Here is a 20,274-nt window from a genome sequence, read left to right as displayed (position 1 = left end):
TCGGAACCTGCCGAATATGTCGACATGAGGGCTGAAGGTCCAGTCGGTGAAGTGACTTTGTCCACTGGAAGGACAGCTTGGGTGATCACGGGCTACGACGAGGTGCGGGCTATTCTGGCCGACCGCAGGATCAGCTCCGACGTCCGACATCCGAATTTCCCAGCCCTGGTGGCGGGTGAGCAGGAGGTCGCCTCGCGCGTGCGGCCGTTCCTGCGGATGGACCCGCCCGAACACACCGCCTACCGGCGGATGCTGGTCGGCGAGATGACCATGCGCCGAGCGCGGGCGATGCGGCGCGCGGTGCAGCGAATCGTGGACGAGCGGATCGACGAGCTGCTGCGACACGGCGGCCCCGTCGATCTTGTGAGCCAGTTCGCCCATGTGGTGTCGACCACGGTCATGGGTGAACTGATCGGTGTGCGACGTACCGACCCGTGGTTCCGCAAGATCACCGGAGCGCTCGGGTCCCAGCACATCGGCGGAGCCGAGAGCAGTGCGAACAGTGCGACCGAAGGGCTGGACGGACTGTTCGAGGTCTTCGGCGGCCTGGCTCGCGAGCGGGCGCAGGAGCCCGGCGACGACCTGCTGAGCAGGCTGATCATCAATCACTACCGGTCCGGCGCCCTGCAGTGGGACGAGCTGCTCGCGACCGTCACGATCACCGTCATCGCGGGCATGGAGACCACCACGAGCCAGATCGCGCTCAGCGCACTGGCACTGCTGCAGACGCCGGAACTGCTCACCGAACTGCAGACCGACCACACCCTGCTGTCCGGTGCGGTGGACGAGCTGCTGCGAGCGCTGTCGGTGGGTGACTCCATCGCGTTGCGAGTGGCGACCGAAGATATCGAGATCAACGGCAAGACAATTCCTGCCGGTGCTGGCGTGATTCCGCTTTTGGCTGCCGCCAATCATGATCCAACCGTTTTTCCGGAGTCGGAGAAGATTGATTTCCGGCGATCGAATCGAAGTCATGTCGCTTTTGGTTCGGGTGTGCATCAGTGTGTCGGCCAGAATCTCGCCCGCGTCGAGTTGGAGGTCGCGATCGGCACGCTGTTCGACCGAATTCCCGAACTCCGCCTCGCGGAGCCGATCCAGAGCCTGGAGTTTCGCCACGGCGCGATCTCGTTCGGTCCGGTGCGGGTGCCGGTCACCTGGTGAACACCCCGATTTCAGGGCCGAGGAGCCGGCAGCGCAGACCGGCCTCCTCGGCCAGTTCGTCGAGTCCGACAGTCGCCCACTCGTACTCGTCGCGCACGACCCGGACCAGTTCCTCCCCGGCGAAGACCTTCCAGACGGTGCGCCAGCGCAGCAGGCACTCCGCCACGGCTTCGGCGCCCGCCCACCACTCGTAGGTCAGCTCACCGATCGACTCACGCAGGATCCGGGCGCGCGGAATCCGCCTGGCGTACCGGCCTCCCATCAGCTCCACCACGATCGGGCCGGTCTCCGGCATCCGGGCGCCGAGCCTGCGCAGCAGGTCCACCCGCTCCGCAGGCGGCAAGTGGTTGACCACGCCGAAGAGCACGACGGCACTGATCTGCTCCGGAAGCGCCAGCGTGTTCACGGAATCGGCGACCACGGTGACCCGATCACGCAGGCCGGGGTCGGTGAACACACGGCTCGTGAGCACGGCCCGCATCGACGGGCAGGGCTCCGCCGCGAGCACCCGCGTATCCGGCAGTGCCGCCGAGATGACCTCGGTAATCCGACCGGTGCCCGCACCGATCTCGACAACCGGCCCCGTCGATGGGTCCACTGTGGACAATGCGGTCGTCAGCGGCGGACCGCTCACCCGCACCTGGCGGTCGGCGACCAGCTCGTAGAACTCCGCGGCGGCGGTGTAGTCGGCCTTCATGACGTCACCTCGTCGGATCTCACCAGCTCCGAGACCGCCAGCGGTGTGGGTGTGGCGGGCCGGATCAGGTCCGGTTGGCCAAGCCGGTCCAGCAGCTGTTGCCAGCGGCGACACACCGCCAGATCACGCTGGCCCCAGCGCAGCGGGTCCGCCGTTTCCCCCATCGCCGTGGCGAAGTCGGTCAAAGCGGCGCCGATCGCCGCGGGCCAGATCGTGCGAAACGCCTCGGCGTAGGTGGGCTGGTGGCGCACCACCGGACCGAGCGTCGAAGTCGTCGGTAGTTCGAGTGAACCGCCCGCTAGCGTGAGCCGGTGGTCGTCCTCGCGCCGCGAGTGCAGCCGTGGGCTCCACAGCACCGGACCATGCACATCAGCCAGTGTGAGAACGCCGCCGTCGCTGCCCACAGTGATCCTCGGCCAGAACAGCGCGTGGTTGTCGTGATCGGTGGGGTCCAGCTGGTGGTGCACACGCAGGCTCAACGGAACGCCCGCGATCACACCGTCGACCGTCCGGATTGGACCGCTTCCCACCGGCTCGCCGAAGGTGCACGGACTCAAACCGCCCAGCGCCTGCCCGATGATGTCCACCACCGGCTGCAACAGGTGCACAGGCGTCACGACATCGGCGAACAACAGCTTCCGTTTGCCTCGCAGTCGCGTCGCCGCCTCCAGGAAGCGGCGCACCTCGGGCAGGCGTGGGTAGTGGGTGTTGAGCCGGTACTGCCTGCCGTGGGCGCTCGCCGCCCGCAGGCAGGTGGCCAGCTCGTCGGGATGAAGCGGATGCTCCTGGAGCACGTGCACGCCGCGCGCCAGCAGCCGTACGGCCAGCGCGGTCCCCACACCCGCTGGGACCCCGGACGGCACGACCACGCAGGCCACGTCGACGGCGGCGGGCAGGTCCTCGACGCGCGAGTAAGAGGGAACGCCGAGGCGGTCGGCCAGGGCGGCGGAGTACCCGCTGCCCCGGCTGAGCAGCCCGACGAGCTCGAACTGCGGCAGCGCACGGAGGGCGTCGAGGTAGAGGCGGCCGAAGTTCGTCCCGCAGACTATGGTGCGCAAGGGCTTCGCCGGGCCGCTCACAGTGCTCCGTCCTCGAAGGTGTCGGTCCGCAGGTCACCGTCGTGCAGGGTGATCTCGGCGATCGCGCCGGACACAAGGCCGTCGACGATCGTCCGCGGGTCGATAGTCTCGCCTGCGAAGTGCAGGCCCTCGGGCACCCGACGATCGAGGATCGCGCGGGCGGCACTCGCCGCGACGAAGGCGGTGATCCGATAGCTGTTCTCGGCGCGCAACACGGCCGTCACCGCACCCGACCGTCCGGTGAGGACAAACACCATGCGGTAGTACGGGTTGTGCCCCGCCAGGTCGATCCGGGCGGCCCGCACCATCTGGTCACGAATGTCGTCCCGCTCGGCGCCCTCGCGCAGGGACAGCGCGGGCAGACGGCTGAAGACCTTCCTGGCCTGACTTCCCGGAAAAACGTTGTACCAGTCCAGCTCGGGCACCCGATGCCGGCCCGCGAAGCGCTCAAGTTCCGCGGTGAGGATCGGTTGCAGCGCTACCCTGCCCGGGAAAAACGCCGCCTCCGCGTCCTCGCTGGCGCGTAGTGCGCGCAGCTCTCGCCTGCCGTGCCGCAACGCGGCGAGCGGGTACCCGAACGGCTCACCGTTCGCACCGCCCACGGTGAGTGAGAGCAGGATGTCCGTCGCCGCCGTCGGCGAGCAGTGTTCGAGTCCGCCGACATACGCGGTCAACCCGGTCGCATCGGGCACCTGATCGAGCAGGTGGCGCGGCAACAACACGGAGAGCCCTGGCACCGTTCCCGCGGACAGCACCACCGTGCGCCCCGGCGTCACGGCGCCCGACGCGGTCAGCGCCTCGTGCGCGGGGGCGTCACCACCGAGATCCACGTAGTCGGCCCCGACCGCGAGTGCCGCGTTCGCGACCCGGTCCTTCACCGCGTAGGACGGACCCGCACAATTGACCACAATGGACAGACCTGCGCAGAACTCCTTCAGGGAGGCGGGGTCGTCGATGTCGACCTGTACCCGCTCGTGTGCGGGCGGGAGGGTGTCCAGGGTGCGGCCTCCCACCCTCAGCTCTCCCGCGTCCCGCAACAACTCCACGACATGACGGCCGACCGAGCCGGAGGCGCCCAGCACGCCGATCATGACGTCGTCTCCGCACCGGAGAGCGCCAGGTGGATGTGAGCGGAGACCACGTCGCCGTTTTCCGCGCTCAGACAGCTGAAGTGATCACCAGGGATGTCGATCACGGTCAGCCGACCCAGGCACACGCGTTCCCAGTGCTCGGTATGTGCCTGCCGGTCACCGGGGAACTGGTAGGCCCCGTCGTGGCGCAGGAAGGTGATGTCACCGGCGTAGGGCTCCACCTCGTGGCGGCTCAACGCGGCAGTGCTCTGCTGGTACACCCGCAACGCGCGCAGCATTCCCTCCGGGTCCAGTGATCCGGCGAGCTCGGCGGGCAGCGCCTCGCACATGCGTGCGATCCGCCGCATCCTGGGCACTGATTCGAGTGCGAGGAACGTCTCGGAGATGTCGGCGAACTCACCGCCGAGGTCTGCGATCGCCCCGTCGGCGATGACCTTCGGCGTCTTCGCGAGTACTGCTGCCGCGGCCCTCCCGACCCCGGCGAAGTCCGGCGAGAAGCCGATCTTCGCGAGGTCCATTCCCATCATCAGCGCGAAGGAGTACTCCAAAAGCAGTTCGTCGTCGAGGTGGAAGGAGGGCGTGTGGCTGCTGATCACGATCAGCGAGTCAACCTGCGCCTCGGCCTCGGTGAGCGCCCGCGCCACTTCGGTGGCGATGACGCCGCCCACGGAATAGCCGATGATGTTGAACCGGCGGCCTCGGTCCAGCAGCGCGCTTGCGTACTCGTGGGCGATGCTAGGGATCAAACCTGCCGGATCAGCACTCAGATAAGCGTCGACCGAGGAGATCTCCAGCCCCACCACCGTTCCCGCCTCGGGATTGCGCAGCCGTGGGTCCATCAGCAAGGCACTGTAGGGACGCATGGTGCCGTGGCCGGCGTGGACGAGCACCGTCACCGGGCCGTCGCCACCGCCTGCCAACTCGACGATCGGTGTCCTGGTCGTCGAGTCGGCGGCTGTGGCCGCGCGTTCGGCCCTCAGATAGGAGGCGAGGCCGGCGACAGTCGGATGGCGCAGGAGGTGGCGTAGCACCATCTCCCACTCAAGGTCCCATTCGGCGGGCCCGTCAACGCCGTCGAGGCCGTCACGCAGCTGCCCGACGAATCGGGCGACCAGCAGGGAATCCGCGCCCAGTGCGAAGATGTCGTCGGTGCGTCCCACCTGGTCGAGCCCGAGCAGCCCGGCCCACAGCGCCGCGAGCCGCGCCTCCAGCGCGTCCAGTGGCTCGGCTGCTTCGGTGTCGGCGTGATCGGTGCTCACCCATGACGCGAGCGTGCGACGGTCGATCTTGCCGTTGGCGGTGACCGGCAGGCTGTCGACGATCTGCCACCAGGTGGGCGTCATGTAGGCGGGCAGTCGGGTTCCGACGTGTTCGACCAGATCGGACACTCGCACCGGCTCGCGGTCGGTCTTGACCTGTGCCAGGAAGAGCTGTTGACCGCCCGCAGCGAGCACACCGTCGGTGCCGGGCAGTTCCGCCACAATCCGGGCGTCGGCGGCGGCCAGCAGTTCGACCCACTGCTCACGGCGCAGGAACGTCTGACCCGTGGCAGCGCGCACGTCGGTGAACAGCTGGTTGTGGGTGTCCAGGAACTCGGTCGAGATCTGGAGCGCCGCACTCGCGTCGGCGGTGTTCTCCAGCAGTACCAGCCAGCCGCCTGGGACGAGGAGTTCGGTCAGGGCGCGCAGTGTGTCGGCGGCGTTGGCTGCGTTGTTGAGAGTTCCCGCGCAGACGAGCACGTCCACCGAGTTGGGGGCGTATCCCTGCTCACGCAGGTCCCGGTCGAAGTCGAAGAGGCCGAACCGGCTGCCGGGTTGGTCGGAGAACAGCTCCCGTGCCTGCGCGAGCATGCCCGGCGAGCTGTCGGTGACGAGGTAGTCCACGGAGAACTCCGCGAGCTCGGGCACCAACGCCGCCGCCGCGCCGCCGCCGCGCACTCCCAGCTCCATGATCCGCAACGGTGTCGTCGCGGTGTGCGCGTCGGCGATCGCGCTGACGGCCGCTGTCAGCGCCTGGTGCAGGACCCGAACGGGCAGGTTGTCCCGGTACGCGGCGGACAGCACCGCCGATGCCTGGTCGGCGAAGAGCACCGAGTCGATTTCCACGGTGCCTCGAAGCACGGCGGGCAGTGCACGGGCGCACTCGCGGACCGCTGTGAACAGCACCGGGCTCCAGTGCACGGCACGTTCGAGTTCGGCCGCCTCGTCCCAGGCTTCGGCGACGGTCTCGGGATCCGGCTCGACGAACCCGTGGTAGCGCCCCTCGTCGTCGCGCCGCACCAGGTCCGCGGTGACGAGCAGCTCAAGCCAACGGTCGAGCAGACGATGATGGTTGGGCGGAACCTCCAGTGCAGTGGCGATGTCGGCTGAGGTGAGACCCTCCGACCCGCGCACGGCCGCCGCGACGGTACCCGCGATCGACAGCGTGGCCGCCCGGTCCATAGCGTCCACAAAGGACTTTAGGGAGTGCTCGTCTAGATCGCCCGTAGCCGCGGTCAACGCCCTTTCGGCGGCGCGGGCGACAGTGGGCGGCACCGGCAGCGGAGCTGTCCGTCGGGCAGGCTCGACAAAGGCGACCAGACGCGGTGCCGAAGCGCCGGTACCGGGACCGGTGACACCGTCGACCAGCACGACACCCGACGCGACACCGGGAGCGACGGCCAGCGCGGCCTCGATCTCACCCGGCTCGATCCGGTGTCCTCGGATCTTCACCTGGTCGTCAACCCGGCCGAGGAACTCGATCACACCGTCAGGGCGGTACCGCCCCAGGTCGCCGGTGCGGTAGAGGCGTTCCCCGGTGCCTGGGTGCGTGATAAACCTTTCCGCCGTGCGAGCGGCATCGCCGAGATATCCCTCGGCGAGGCCCACTCCACCGATGTAGAGCTCACCGGTAGCCCAGTCCGGGCAGGGGCGCAGTGCCGAGTCCAGCACGTGCCAGCTCTGGTTGGAAAGCGGCGTGCCGTAAGGGATGCTGCGCCATGCCGGATCGACCCGGCCGACTCGGTGGGAGATCGACCAGATCGACGCTTCCGTCGCACCGCCGAGACTGTGCACCTCGATTCCCTCGCACACGGCGCGGATGCGGTCGGGCAGGCTCAGCGGAATCCAGTCACCGGAGAGCATGGCCAGTCGCAGACCGTTCAGTGCGCGCCCGATGGCGGCGAGATGGCTGTGCAGCAGCTCGAACTGGGCGGGCACCGAGTTCCAGATCGTCACGCCCGCACGGTCGATGGTGCCCGCCCACGCCTGCGGATCACCTCGGTGTGCGTCGTCGGGCAACACCACCGCCGCACCCACCGACAGCGGACCGAAGATGTCGTAGACGGACAGGTCGAAACCGAGCTGTGCCAGTGCCAGCACCCGATCGGCGGGACTCACCGCGAAACGCCGGTTGATGTCGGCCACCGTGTTCGCCGCGGCCCGGTGACTGATCATCACGCCCTTCGGCGCGCCCGTCGATCCCGAGGTGTAGATGACGTAGGCCAGCGCGTCGGGCGCGACGGCGGTCACGACTGGGCGCGTCGCCGGCCGCACGGTGTCGACGTCCAGACAGACACCGGTCGGTCGCTCGGTGAGCCCGGAGTGGGTGAGCGTGACCCGCACGGCGGCATCGGTGCGGATGGTGTCGCGACGCAGCACCGGCTGGGTGGTGTCGATCGGCAGGTACGCGGCGCCTGCGAAGAGCGCGCCCAGCACGGCGACGATCTGGTCCGGCCCCTTGTCCATCAGCACAGCGACCAGTTCGCCGGGCCGTACATCGTTGTCCCGCAAGGCTTGTGCCACCGCGTACGACCGGTCGACCAGCTCCGCGTAGGTCAGCGTGCCGCTTTTCGACCACACCGCGACCGCGTCGGGCGTGTTCCGCGCTGCCGTGAGCACCGGTTCGTGCAACAGCTCGTGGGGAATCGGCGCCGCAGTAGAGTTGACGCGCTGCCTGGTCGACTGGGTGCGACCGGGCAACGGCAGTTCCACCGGCCTCGACCAGGTGTCCGGCTGGGTGGCGAGTCGTCGCACCAGCGCGACGAAGGCATCGAACATGTCGTCGGCCGTGCGGTCGGCAAGCACGCCGTCCCGCACGTCCCATGCCAGGGTCAGGCGGTCACCCCTGGCCATGACCTGGCAGTCCAGCCACACCTGCGGGGTTTGGGTCTCCGCGTGCAGCACCGTCGCCTTCGGTACGCGACCGGGGGTGCCCAGCGTGCTGGTGAACACCACCGGCATGAGCGTGCGAGCGCCTCGCCGACTCAGCTCTGCCAGCACCTCGCTGCCGCTGAAGAGGGGATGTGCCAGATCTTCGAGCAAGGTGCCGTGCAGTGCGCGGACGCGATCAGCGAACGGCAGCGCGTCGGCCAGGTCGACCGCCAGCAGTTCCGCGTTGGTGAAGTCGCCGACGACGGCGCCGACACCGGGATGCAGTGGCAGCCTGGCGAAGGTGGGTACGGTGATCGTGAATCGTGGCGTCCGGCTCCACCGGCCGACGGTCTCGGCATAGGCGGTCAGCAGAACTGAGGATGGTGTGAGGCCGTGGCGTGCCGCCGTCTCGGACAGTGCGTTGAAGTCCGAACCGGACAGTTCGGTCTCGATCCGCCGGAAGGCGCCGACCTCCTCGGGCGTGGACAGCACCGGCAGATCCGGCGCCGGTGGCAGATCCGGCAGCCGACCGAGCCAGTACTCCCGGTCGCGGTCGTAGTGTGGCGAGTCGACCAGCCCGCGCTGGCCGAGCACGTAGTCGCGGAAGGTCAGTTCCAGTGGTGCGAGCTCGGCCCCGTCGTACACATCCTCCAGTTCCGCGAGCAGGAGTTGCAGACTCGCGTAGTCGGTGACGAGCAGGTCCACGGACAGGTGCAGTACGAGCGCCGTCGCGGTGTGGGTCATTCGCAGCGCGAACAGCGGCCAGGTGTCGGTCTCGGGGACACGGTCACGCAGCGCCGCGCGTGCGGCGTCGATCGCCGAGTCCACGGTGAGTGAATCCGCGGTGCGCACGTCGACGGTCTCGATCCGGTACTCGGCGACCGTCTCCAGCACCCGCTGGTAGCCGTCGGCCGACACGACGGCGCGCAGCATGTCGTGGCGGTGCACCAGCGTTTGCCAGGCGGCGGCCAGGCGCGCCGGATCAGCGTCAGGACCGAAGGCCAGTTCGACATAGGCATGGCAGGCGACGCCGCCGTAGTCGTGGGCACGACTGCGCCCGAGCAGGTAGGCGGTCTGGATACCGGTGAGAGGGAACGGCTCGTGCCGTGCGGCCGGATCGGCGACGAGCTCGGCGATGTCCTGCCGAACCCGCAGGTAGTCGAGCACAGCGGGCTTGTCGGCGCGCAGCAGGTCCCGGTACTCCTGCGTGAGGCTGCCTCGGGGAGCACGGAATCGCAGTTCGTCGCCCTCCGCCCACAGGCGGATCCCGATCCGTTCCAGATCGGCTACAAGTTCCTTGGCGTTCACAGGCTTCCACTCTCTTCGTTGCGCTGGTCGACTTTCAGGCGCTGCGTCTCCCGTGCCAGAGCGGCCACGGTCGGGGTGCGCAGGAAGGTCTGCACCGGGAGGTCGATCAGGAAGGTCTCGTTCACCGCGTTGACGCAGCGCAGCACGGACAGGCTGTCGCCACCCAACGCGAAGAAGTTCTCGTGCCGGTTGGTCACCGGGCAGCCGAGCTGTTCCCGCCAGAGTTCCGCGATCCGGATCTCCACCTCGTCACGCGGCTCCTCGGCGGCAGGGGCGTCGTCACCGTCCTGTGCGAGCAGCGCGACTCGGTCGACTTTGCCGTTGCGGGTCAGCGGGATCTCCGCGAGTGCGTCGATCTGGCGCGGAACGGCGTAGTCGGGAAGCCGGTCGGCGAGATGTCCCGCCAGGTCTGCGGGTACCGCGAGATCGTCTGTCACCACGAACGCCCTGAGCCTGCGCGCCGCCCTCTCACCGGACGCGAGGACGACCGCCTTGGACACACCCGGATGCGCGCGCAGCGCGGCCTCGATCTCGCCGAGCTCGACGCGATGGCCGCCGATCTTGACCTGGTGGTCTGTGCGGCCAAGGAACTCCAGCGTGCCGTCGGGCCAGTACCGGCCGCGGTCACCGGTGCGGTACCAGCGTTCACCGGAGCAGTCGACGAATCTCGCGGCATCGGCGGCCGACGCCCCCCAGTAACCCGATGCCACACCAAGGCCGCCGATCCACAGCTCACCGGCGGTCCAATCAGGACAGTCACGGCCCAGGTCGTCGACGACGCGGTATCGCTGGTTCGCCAGCGGCAACCCGTACGGCACGGATGTCCACTCTGGCGGCACCGCGTCGACCTCGATGCTGTTCGACCAGATGGACGCCTCGGTCGCGCCGCCGAGCGCGATGAACCGGACGGTGTCCACCACCGCGCGCAGCCTGCGAGGCAGGTCGAGGCCGACCCAGTCACCGGAGAGCAGCGCGAGCCGAATCTCCTGCGGCACCGGCAGATCGGGGTTCAGTTCGGCGGCGGTGAGCAGGAGGTCGAGCAGCATCGGTGCCGTGTTCCACACCGTGACCCGGTGCAGGGAAGCCAGCCGAAGCCACGCGGTGGGATCGCGGCGGTCCTGCTCGTCGGGCAGCACGAGCGCGCCTCCCACGCCGAGCAGGCCGAAGATGTCGAACACCGACAGGTCGAAGTCCAGCGCGGACAGTGCGAGCACCCGGTCCCGCGCACCCAGCGCGAACCGATCGCTGATGTCGGCCACGGTGTTGCCCGCCGCGCGGTGAGTGATCGCCACAGCCTTGGGATCACCGGTCGAGCCCGACGTGAAGATCAGGTAGGCCAGGTCGTCGACCGACCGCTCGACCGGATTCGCCAAAGGCTCGGCACCGAACTCATCGCCCTGCGCGATCACCACGCGCGCCTGCGCCACCTGGAGCATGCGCTCCCTGCGGACCGGAGGCTGGTCGATGCCCACGGGCACGTACGCCGCACCGGCCGCGAGCACTCCGAGTACCGCGGCTATCTGCGCCGGGCCCTTCGGCAGCGAGACCGCGACGACCTCGCCCGGCCGCACCCCCTTCGCCCGCAACGTGCCCGCGATCCGCAGAGCCTGATCGGCCAGTTCGCCGTAGGAGAGGCTGCCGTCCGCCCAGAGCAGGGCGATCGCGTCCGGCTTCAGCCGCGCGAGACGGAAGAAGGGTTCGTGCAGAAGGGCTACCGGCAGCTCGCGCGCGGTGGCGTTGACCGCCGTCCGCACAGCACGCTGCGCATCCGGCAGCAGCGCGGGCCGAGCGCCAGACCACTCACTGTCCACAAGGGAGTCGAGCAACCGCCGGTAGGCGTCGAACATGGCGTCGAGCACGCCTGCCGGGAACTGCGCCTCCACCGCGTCCCACGTGAGCACGAGGCTGCCGCCCGACTCAGTGACCTGGTTGTCGAGCAACACCTGTGGTGACTGGGACAACCCGAACACTTTCGGCGGGAAGCCGCTGGACAGCTCGGTGTCACCGAGTCCGAGCGCACTGGTGAAAACCACCGGGACCGCCGCGGCCACCGTGTCGGTGCGTCGCGCCAGCTCGCGCAACAGCCAGGACGTGGAGACCGCCTGGTGTTCCAGGTCCTCCCCCAGCGTGCGGTGCAACGCGCGCACCGCGGTCAGCCAGGTCGCGGAGGGGTCAGCCGCGTACCCGATCACGGAGAAGGTGCTGAAGTCGCCGAGCACACGGTCGACGTGCGGGTGCACCGGCCTGCGGTTGAACAGGGTCAGCGTAACGGCTACCGCGGATTGCCCGCTCCAAGCCGCGAGCACCTCGCCGTAGCAGGCGAGCAGCACGGTGGACGGGGTGAGACCGTACTGGCGGCACCGCTCACGCACGATCTCCCACCGGCTTGGGTCCAGGGTCAGTTCGCGCCGGGTGAACCGAGGTGGTGCCGAGTCGCCGGTGCTGGGCAGCGCAGGCGCGGGCGGCAGTTCGTCGAGCCGCGCCAGCGAGTGCTTCTCGGCCAGCGCCACGGCGTCCTGCGGCCACGCCGCCTGCAGGACGTAGTCGCGGAACGAGAAGTCGACAGACGGCAGCACGGCGTTCGGCTCGCGGTAGGCAAGATCCAGCTCCGCGTACAACGTCATGATCGACCGAGCGTCGAGCACCGTGTAGTCAAGACCGATGGCGATCCGAGTGCGTTGCTGACCGTGCCGCGGGTACCGCACGGCATGGACGGCGAACAACGGCCAGCTGGTGAGGTCCAGCAGGCGATGCGACTGCGTGGCACGCAGGCGAGCCAGCGCGTCCCCGGCCGCCGCCTCGTCGCCGACCTCCTCGACGGTGATCCGGAAGTCCGGCACCGCCTCCAGGACACGTTGCCGTCCAGCTTTGTCGAAGACCGCCCTCAGCATGTCGTGACGGCCGATTAGAAGTCTCCAGGCGTCCTCCAATCGCCGCATGTCCACGTCCACACCGTCGAACTCGGTGTAGTGGTAGGTGCCGACGCCGCCGAGCGTGAACCGGTCGTCCCTGCCGAGCCAGTAGGCCCGCTGCGCGTCGGTGGCGGGGAAGGGCTCGTACCTGCCTGCCGGATCACTCACCGCCACGGCCGGGGTGGACGTGGCCGTTCGTTCAGCGGCCTCGTCCGGCCTGCACAACGTGGCGGCGAAGTCGCGCAGCCGTGGCGCGGCGAACAAGCGGCCGATGCTCGCCCCGTACGGCAGAAGAAGTGACACCACTCGCGTCGCCAGCAGCGAGTCGCCGCCCAACGCGAAGAAACTGTCGTCACGGCCGGGAGCCACAACGCCCAGCACCTTGGAGAAGGCATGTGCCACCGCGAGTTCCGCCCACCCGCTCGGCGGCTGCGCGGCCACCACCTCGACTTGGTGTTCGGCCAGCGACGCCGCGACAGACGCACGATCGAGCTTTCCGTTGGAGGTCAGCGGGATGGGGGCGATCGTCAGCTGTTCGGGCACGAGGTGGCCGGGTAGCTGACCGGTGAGCCACTCACGCAGCTCGGCCTCGGACAACGTTCCGTCGGCCATCAGCGCGAGCCTGCGGGCAGGGGCCGTCAGCACTGTCGCGACGGCGGCGGTGACCGCGGGGTGCGCGGCGGCCGTCGCCTCGATCTCACCGAGTTCGATCCGGTGTCCCCGGATCTTGACCTGGTGGTCGGCCCTGCCGAGGAACTCCAGCACACCGTCACCGCGGTAGCGCGCATGGTCTCCGGTTCGGTACCACCGGCGTCCGTCGTGGTCGACGAACTTCACCGCGGTGCGGTCGGCGTCGCCGCGGTAGCCGTTCGCGAGCCCTGCCCCGCTCACCCAGAGTTCGCCCGGCACCCAGTCCGGGCAGTCGCGGCCTCGACCGTCGACGACACGGGTGCGCATGTTGCGTAGCGGAGTGCCATAGGGGATGGACCGCCAGTCCGGGTGCACGCGCTCGACCTCGAAGACGGTCGTGTGGATCGCGGCCTCGGTCATCCCTCCCAATGCGACGAATCTGACGTCCGGCACCAGCGCGCGCAACCGCGCGGGCTGGTCCATCCCGACCCAGTCGCCGCCGAGCATCACGAGCCGCACGCTCGTGGGCAGCGTGTCGGCGGCGGCGAGCAGCATGTCGAGTAACGCGGGGACGCAGCTCAGCACGCTGACCCGATGGGTGTTGATCAGCTCACTCCAGCGACGGGCGTCCCGGCGCTCGTGCTCGGCGATCAGCACCACCGCACCACCGACCCGCAGCAACGCGAACAGGTCGTAGGCGGACAGGTCGAAATCCAACGCGGACAGGGCGATCGTGCGATCGTGCGCGCCGACCTCGAAGAGGTCCCCGACCGCCGTGATCGTGTTGATCACCGCGCCGTGGGACACCTCGACACCCTTGGGTTCTCCGGTCGAACCGGACGTGAAGATCACGTAGGCCGGCGCGTCCGGCCCCGGCTGCGCGGGCTGCACCGGTTCCAGGCCGGCGGCCTGAGCACAGTGCAACACCGGACAGTCCGCGGCGTCCGGAGCGCACGCCGCATCGGTGATCAGCGCGCGAACACCCGCCGAGCGCCGAATGCGGGCACGACGAGGTTCCGGGTGGTCGACGCCGATTGGCACGTAGGCGGCGCCCGCGGCGAGCACGCCCAGCACGGCGACCACCTGGTCCAGCCCCTTCGGCAAGGTGATCGCTACCGTGTCGCCGGGCTGAATCCCGTTGTCTCGCAACAGAGTCGCCACACTGAGAGCACGGGCCGCCAGGTTCCCGTAGGAGACCTCTGCGCCGTTGACGTACAAGGCGGTCCGATGCGGCTCCTCGGTCGCGATCCGGAAGAACTCACCGTGCAGCGACCCGGTCGGTGCGGGTCCGTCGGTGTTGTTCACCGCCGCCCGAACGGCAGCCTGGTCCGGCGGGAGCAGTGTGCCCACCGGCCGGTTCCAGGTCTCGTCATCGGCCACCAGATCGTCGACCAGGCCGCGATACGCCGCGAAGGCGGCCGTGACCACACCCGGCGCGAAAGCGTGTTCCCGGAAGTCCCAGTTCAGCAGCAGGCCGCCGTCGAGCTCGGTGACCTGTGCGTCCAGCAGCACCTGCGGATTCTGCGAGATGATCCACACCGGCTCACCGAAGGTGTCCTGGAGTTCCCGCTCGTAGATCTCGCCGAGCCCGATGGCGCTGGTGTAGACGACAGGGGCAAGCGCGGGTGTTCCCCCGTTGGCCCGGCTGCGCTCCCGCAGCACCTCCACTCCGGAGAACGCGCTGTGCCCGATGGCTTCCAGCGTCACGGCCTGAATCGCCGCGGCCGACTCGGCGAACGAGCGCGCTCGCGTCAGGTCGACGTCCACCAGGATCGAGCTGCTGAAGTCACCGACGAGCCCCTCGGCGCCTTCCCGGTCGAACAGCGGCAGGTTGAGCAGGAATCGTTGTTCGCCGCTCCACGCCGCGAGCGTCTCGGCGAAGGCAGTCGCCAGCGCGGAAGCCGGGCTGACGCGATGCCGCCGCGCCCGCTCGTGCAGCCGGTCCTTGGCCTCCGGTGACAGCCAGTGGTGGTAGCGGGCACTGCGCCGGTATCGCGGCTGGGCCGACTCGGCGGAGTGCACGTCGACCACCACCGGCAGGCGGGGCGGCTCGCTGAGCTCGGGAAGCCTTGCGCGCCACCAGTCACGGGACTGCCGCCACGCGGCGGCCCGGTCGATGCGGCGAGCGGCGAGATAACCGGCGTAGTCGGTGTGGAGCGACGGTAGGACGACGTCCGGCGTCGTGTAGTACGCGCGCAGGTCCGCCAGCAGGATGCGCATGCTGAGCGCGTCTGCGGCGATCATGTCGAGGTCGATGTGGAGCCGGGTGACACCCTCGGGCAAATGGGTCAGCGCCACCTCCAGCAGCTCACCGTGCTCGACATCCATCCGGCGGTGTGTGTGGTGATCGCGTAATTCGGCCAGCCGGGCGACGATCCGATCCGGCTCGGCGCCACGTAGGTCGTGGACTGTGATGGCGTCGTCAGCCACGTGACGTGCGAGGTGTTGCCGTCCGTCGCTGAGCACCGTCGTGCGCAGCATCGGATGACGCCGCCGTACCGCGATCACCGCGCTACGCAACAACTCCGGATTGACATCGCGACCGTCGAACTCCACGTAGAAGTGGGCGCCGACGCCGCCGAGCGGCTGCTCGTCCTGACGGCCGACCCAGTAAGTGTGTTGCAGCAAGTTCAGTTCGAAAGGCTCGACGGCGGCATCGGTGGGCGCTGGCGTCACAGCCGTCGTCGCGGGTGTCGCCGCGACCGCCGTACCCGCTCGTGCGACCAGGCGCTGCCACGCGCGGATGGTCGGGTCGGCGGCGAGATCCGCGAACGTGACACCCACACCGTTGCGACGCAGATCCCCCACCACCGCCATCAAGCGCAACGAGTCGAGGCCCAGTTCCATCAGATCCGCGTCCTCGGCGAGCTCACTCGCGTCCATCCCCAGTGCTGCGGCTACCCGTTCGTGCAGGATGACTAGCCTCCTGACCTAAATGAAAATGACTGTCATTCTCATCCCGAGACAGCTTAGGTGTGCGAGCCGGTCAGTCGCGAACCGTTGTGACTCATGGCACACGAAGGCGCTCTACGTCACAATCCGCTCGACCAGTCGGCCCCGGCGTCCCGATCGGTGTTGGTGAACGGCAGCGGCAGCCGCGCGAACCAGCGTTGCAGGAAGACGTTGATCACGCCGGGGCCGAGCCGGTCACAGATCGCTTGCAGCACCACCGGATCATCGGTAGCGGCGAAGCCGTTGGACAGTGCGGTGAATCCGATCCCGGCCCGCTCGGCCTGGCGTTTGGGTGAAGTAGGCTGCCCACTCGTGTCCGTTGAGCCATACTGTCGGCGTATCCGGTGATGTGTCCAGGTGAGTACGAACTGATGTGTCCAGGTGTCAAGCGACGGTGGCGGTGTCCGTGATGGCGGCGAGTCGGTTCTTCAGCCGGTAGCTGGGGCCGTTGATGGGGATGACGTCGCAGTGGTGCAGGAGCCGGTCGAGGATCGCGGTGGCGAGGACCTCGTCGCTGAAGACTTGGGCCCATTCCCCGAAGTTCTTATTCGAGGTCAGAATGACGGAGCCTTTCTCGTAGCGCTTCGAAATAACCTGGAAGACCAGGTTGGCTTCGGCGCGTTCGAGGGGCTGATAGCCCACCTCGTCGATCACGAGGACGTTGGGCCGTAGGTAGGTGCGCAGAGTGCTGGTGAGCCGTCCGATCGCGTCGGCGGCTTTCAGGCGGCGGACCATGTCGTCCAGGGTGGTGAAGTAGACGGTGTAGCCGGCGCGGCAGGCAGCGACCGCGAGAGCGACGGCGATGTGTGTTTTCCCGACTCCGGGCGGCCCGAGCAGAGCGGCGTTGCCTTTGTCCTCAATGAACGAGAGCGTGGCCAAGTCTTTGATCTTCCGCGGATCCAGCTCGGGCTGGAAGGAGAAGTCGTAGTCGTCCAGGGTCTTGTGGTGCGGCAGTTTCGACAGGCGCAGGGCGCTGCGGAAGCGGCGTTCGTCGCGGACGGCGGCTTCCTCTTCCAGGACCAGGTCGAGGAACTCGAGGTATCCCATCTGGTTGTCCTCGGCGCGGCGGGCGAAGGTGTCGAGCTGGCTGGGCAGGTGGTTCAGGCCGAGCCGGGTGGCGGTGGAGCGGATGCGGGTGGTGACCAGCTCGTTCAACGGTGATCCTTCGTCTGCGGTAGTGCTGTGGTCCTGCTGGGTCCGGTGCCGGTGAGTTGTTCATAGACCGACAGCGGGCGGTGTTCGACCTTGATCTGTGCGGCGGCGGTGCGGGTGAGCAGCGCCTCCAGTGACCGGGGCCACGACTGTTCAGGCGCGGTATTGGGCCGCAGCGGGATGACCTTCCCGTCGTGGTCGTCGTCCTCGATGCTGGTGGTAACCGCGCGGGTGTGGCCGTCGGGCAGACCGTCCCAATGGGTTTCGTCGACGACCCGCTGGCCTCTGGTCGTGGCCCGGGGATGGACGGCCAGCAGGGTGCCGTCGGCTAGGTTGCCGGTCGTGGCCGCGTCGATGGATGTGGCATGCAGGCTGATGGTGTCGGCGGTGGCGCGGATCTCGACCAGCTGGCGGTGACGGACCTTGCGGGCAGGAACTGAGTAAAGGCTGGCGTCGAACGCGACCAGGCAGTCCTTGCCGACGTGCCGCAGATGCCGCTGCGTGACCAGATACGGACTGACTGGGATTGGGTGCAGGGCCGAGTGGTCACGGGCGGCGCGGTGGCCGATGACCTCGCCGTGCGTGCTGTGGACGCGCTTGCGCCGCAACGGGACCCAGGCGGTGAACGCCGAGTCCATCTCCTCCAGGCTGGCGAACCCACGACCGGCCAGGACGTGATCGCGCACGATCGCGACTTGGCGCTCGACCCGGCCCTTGCCGGTCGGGCGGTATGCGGCCAGCACGTCGATGTCGAAGTCGTAGTGCCCGGCGAACGCCACGGCTTCCGGATGCAACGGAACGGCCTTGCCTGGGGCGACATGCCGACGCACCACGGTCTTGGTGCGGTCGTAGACGATCGCCCGAGGCACCCCGCCGAAGTGCTCGAACGCCCGGCGATGGCAGGCGAAGAAGGTCTCCAGGTCCTGACTGGTGGTAAAGCAGCAGAACGGGTCGCGTGAATAGGACAAGGTCATGTGGAACGAGTAGACCTTCGGAATGCCGACATGCGCGAGGATCTGACCCTCGTCCCCCCAGTCCACTTGGGCCTGCGCGCCTGGGATCACCTCGAACCGGCGGTGCAGGAGCCCCAGCTCGTCCGGGGCGATACCCAGCTCGGCCGCGATCCTGGGACGGGCCTCCTGCAAATACAGCTTGACGCGCTGATAGTTGCCGGTGAACCCGTACTGCTCGACCAGCCGCTCGTGAATAACCGTGCCTTTCAGCAGCAGCTCTGAGCGCAGCCACGCATCGATCACCGGCGCCATCGCGGCGATCACCGGCGCCATCGCGGCGATCACCGGCGTGCGGGTCCCCTTGCGGCTGCTGCCTCGCGGCGGTCCTGGCCGCGCGTCGCTGGCCAGGTATTTGCGGACAGTCTGCCGGTGCAGCCCGGTCTCCCGCGCGATCGCAGAGATGCTCATCGCGCCGGACTCATACAAGCCACGGAAGCGACGCAGCTCCGCCCACCGCTCCTCGTCCAAGATCACCAGTGCCGTCCCTATACACACCCGCCAGGTCGCACGACAGCTTGACGATCACCAGCGCGTACCGACACCCCGACACGCTACAAAGTGGACACATTAACCCGTACGTGGCTGGTCACATGAGTCCGTACGCCGACACATACCTTGGCCGGATAAGGAAATGTAGGTGCATACCTTGATGAACGCCGGGCCGAAGTCGATGTGTTGAACAGGAAGAAGTAGTAGACGCTGACCCGCCGGTCGGCCTTGGTGAAACACCACTGCACCGCCCCGGTCGGGCTCTGCCGCTCATAGGCGGTCCAGACTCGCTGAAACTCTTGTGCCACCCCGATCGCCGCGACACCGGACCGGCCAGTAGCGGCCTGACGATCCAGGTGTGGACGCATCAACTCCAACTTGCCGCCGACATCGTGCTTGCCGAACTTCACCCACGGGATGTCGTTGGCCTCAGCGAAATCCGACACCGCCCGGCGGAACCGGTCACCCAACTGCTTGAACAACGCCGGAGACGGGAACGGATATCCCAAGTGACCCGACAGGAACGCCACCACCTGCGCGCTGGTCTGCAACTTCGGCACGTAGGCGTTGAGATAGATCCGGTCCAGACACTGGATATCCGGTGTCACGTGCCCGTCGAGCACGTCGTTGACCGTCACCACATGCCCGCCCCTGACCAGCCTCCGTCACCATGGCTACCCAGGCGAGCATGCTCCGACCCGCAGCGGGCACACCAGACCAGCCACCCTGCTCGGCGGTCCGAGGCGACGCCTCACTGGTACTCCAGCCGGACTTCTTGATCTTGGCTGGTGAGGGTGCCGGAAGACGAGCGCGGCCACCAAACGATCATGAGCAGTTGGGTGGACAACTCAAGATCAGGTGGTGGCCGCAGGCGCCATCCTAGACTCGGCGAACCGATCGAGATCGACAACGCGTCCGAGATCCAGCAGATCAACGCTATCCGCCGAGCCGTCTTCGGCGGTACCGACGACGCGAACCGTTGAAACACCTCGGCGAGGCCCAGACCTGCTTCATGATCCTCAAGTGGAGCAAGTTCGCCGGTTCCTGATGGATCTCAGACGACCGGGGCCGTGCCTCCAGCGAATCACCACGCGAACGATCGACCTGGTCAACACAGCCGTCATCGCCGGCGATATCGCTGCGCGGGATGCCTTCGACCTCATGCGCCACATGACCGACGTCGGCCGACACCTCCGGCTTCCCAACTTGACGGCCGATCTGCAGCGATGACGTGTCGCCCCGGCCAGAACATGTCAGGGTCGGATGATGCTGCCCAAGGCAGCCCGCCCAGACAGCAGCAGCGTGGCGAGGTCGGCACGTGCCGACAGCACCGGCTGGACCGCGCGGTCCGCAGCAGCGGCGGCGACCGCACTGGCGGTTGAACGGGCTGGCGACCGCCACACGCGCTCGGACTGAACTACCGCCGAACCGACCGAGTTGCCCAGACAGCACACCGGACTCGACTGGTCGACACTCAGCCCTATGACCGCTTCGTCCGCATCCGACACCTCGGGCCAACGCCGAGAACCAACGACCTCGACCTCTGTTGACGCCGCGTGCGGCGATCTGACCGTCACATTCGACATCCGCTATATCGACGGCCCCGCCAGTGATCGGCTCGCAGCGGCACAAGCCAGGGCCATATACGCGCTCCTGGAGT

General features: G+C 68.2%; 13 protein-coding genes. 3 read left to right on the top strand and 10 right to left on the bottom strand.

Annotation, left to right across the window (positions count from 1 at the left end; translation table 11 throughout):
- Positions 1-81: 81 nt before the first annotated feature.
- Entirely contained in the window at positions 82-1,161 is a 1,080-nt protein-coding gene (locus LWC34_RS31370) for a cytochrome P450 (protein ID WP_233728678.1), read from the top strand.
- Here LWC34_RS31370 and LWC34_RS31365 read toward each other — a convergent pair.
- From LWC34_RS31365 to LWC34_RS31325, 9 genes are all read right to left on the bottom strand, one after another.
- The gene (locus LWC34_RS31365) at positions 1,151-1,858 is read right to left on the bottom strand and encodes a class I SAM-dependent methyltransferase (RefSeq protein ID WP_233728676.1); all 708 of its coding nucleotides are present in this window, start codon (positions 1,856-1,858) and stop codon (positions 1,151-1,153) included. The two genes, LWC34_RS31370 and LWC34_RS31365, sit on opposite strands and share 11 nt — an antisense overlap.
- Positions 1,855-2,937: a Gfo/Idh/MocA family oxidoreductase gene (locus tag LWC34_RS31360; RefSeq protein ID WP_233728675.1), complete on the bottom strand. Its 1,083-nt coding sequence runs from the start codon at positions 2,935-2,937 to the stop codon at positions 1,855-1,857. Before LWC34_RS31360 ends, LWC34_RS31365 begins: the two co-directional genes overlap by 4 nt.
- Positions 2,934-4,028, bottom strand: coding sequence for a saccharopine dehydrogenase NADP-binding domain-containing protein (locus LWC34_RS31355; RefSeq protein ID WP_233728674.1), 1,095 nt, complete (start codon positions 4,026-4,028; stop codon positions 2,934-2,936). The genes LWC34_RS31360 and LWC34_RS31355 overlap by 4 nt, the downstream gene beginning before the upstream one ends.
- The gene (locus LWC34_RS31350) at positions 4,025-9,466 is read right to left on the bottom strand and encodes a non-ribosomal peptide synthetase (RefSeq protein WP_233728673.1); all 5,442 of its coding nucleotides are present in this window, start codon (positions 9,464-9,466) and stop codon (positions 4,025-4,027) included. The genes LWC34_RS31355 and LWC34_RS31350 overlap by 4 nt, the downstream gene beginning before the upstream one ends.
- A complete protein-coding gene (locus LWC34_RS31345) occupies positions 9,463-15,921 on the bottom strand; it encodes a non-ribosomal peptide synthetase (protein ID WP_284051775.1) in 6,459 nt (2,152 codons plus the stop codon). Before LWC34_RS31345 ends, LWC34_RS31350 begins: the two co-directional genes overlap by 4 nt.
- Before the next feature lie 119 nt (positions 15,922-16,040).
- Entirely contained in the window at positions 16,041-16,178 is a 138-nt protein-coding gene (locus LWC34_RS31340; protein WP_233728670.1) for a hypothetical protein, read from the bottom strand.
- Positions 16,179-16,344: 166 nt separating this feature from the next.
- Positions 16,345-17,115: an IS21-like element helper ATPase IstB gene (istB, locus tag LWC34_RS31335; protein WP_233723025.1), complete on the bottom strand. Its 771-nt coding sequence runs from the start codon at positions 17,113-17,115 to the stop codon at positions 16,345-16,347.
- Positions 17,112-18,599 carry an IS21 family transposase gene (gene istA / locus LWC34_RS31330; RefSeq protein ID WP_233728668.1) on the bottom strand — a complete coding sequence of 496 codons (1,488 nt, stop codon included), beginning with the start codon at positions 18,597-18,599 and terminating at the stop codon, positions 17,112-17,114. Before istA ends, istB begins: the two co-directional genes overlap by 4 nt.
- A 77-nt stretch (positions 18,600-18,676) precedes the next feature.
- Positions 18,677-19,252, bottom strand: a complete 576-nt coding sequence (locus LWC34_RS31325) for a hypothetical protein (RefSeq protein ID WP_233728667.1) — start codon at positions 19,250-19,252, stop codon at positions 18,677-18,679.
- Positions 19,253-19,441: 189 nt separating this feature from the next.
- Between LWC34_RS31325 and LWC34_RS31320 the strand changes: the two genes are divergently transcribed.
- Together LWC34_RS31320 and LWC34_RS31315 are read left to right on the top strand one after the other, a co-directional pair.
- On the top strand, positions 19,442-19,597 hold the full coding sequence (locus tag LWC34_RS31320) for a hypothetical protein (RefSeq protein ID WP_233728666.1): 156 nt from the start codon (positions 19,442-19,444) through the stop codon (positions 19,595-19,597).
- A gap of 40 nt (positions 19,598-19,637) precedes the next feature.
- On the top strand, positions 19,638-19,844 hold the full coding sequence (locus tag LWC34_RS31315) for a hypothetical protein (protein ID WP_233728665.1): 207 nt from the start codon (positions 19,638-19,640) through the stop codon (positions 19,842-19,844).
- Positions 19,845-19,867: 23 nt separating this feature from the next.
- Here the strand turns inward: LWC34_RS31315 and LWC34_RS31310 are convergent, their stop codons facing one another.
- On the bottom strand, positions 19,868-20,191 hold the full coding sequence (locus LWC34_RS31310) for a hypothetical protein (RefSeq protein WP_233728664.1): 324 nt from the start codon (positions 20,189-20,191) through the stop codon (positions 19,868-19,870).
- Positions 20,192-20,274: the final 83 nt, after the last annotated feature.

The organism is Kibdelosporangium philippinense, from assembly GCF_021390435.2.
Lineage (GTDB): Bacteria > Actinomycetota > Actinomycetes > Mycobacteriales > Pseudonocardiaceae > Kibdelosporangium > Kibdelosporangium philippinense.
Note: the sequence above shows the minus strand (reverse complement) of the source record. Positions and strands in the feature narration are given on the sequence as shown.

Coding starts and splice junctions, on each gene's coding strand:
- LWC34_RS31320 (WP_233728666.1), top strand. CDS start 19,442: ATGAGCAGTTGGGTGGACAACTCAAGATCAGGTGGTGGCCGCAGGCGC.
- LWC34_RS31355 (WP_233728674.1), bottom strand. CDS start 4,028: ATGATCGGCGTGCTGGGCGCCTCCGGCTCGGTCGGCCGTCATGTCGTG.
- LWC34_RS31365 (WP_233728676.1), bottom strand. CDS start 1,858: ATGAAGGCCGACTACACCGCCGCCGCGGAGTTCTACGAGCTGGTCGCC.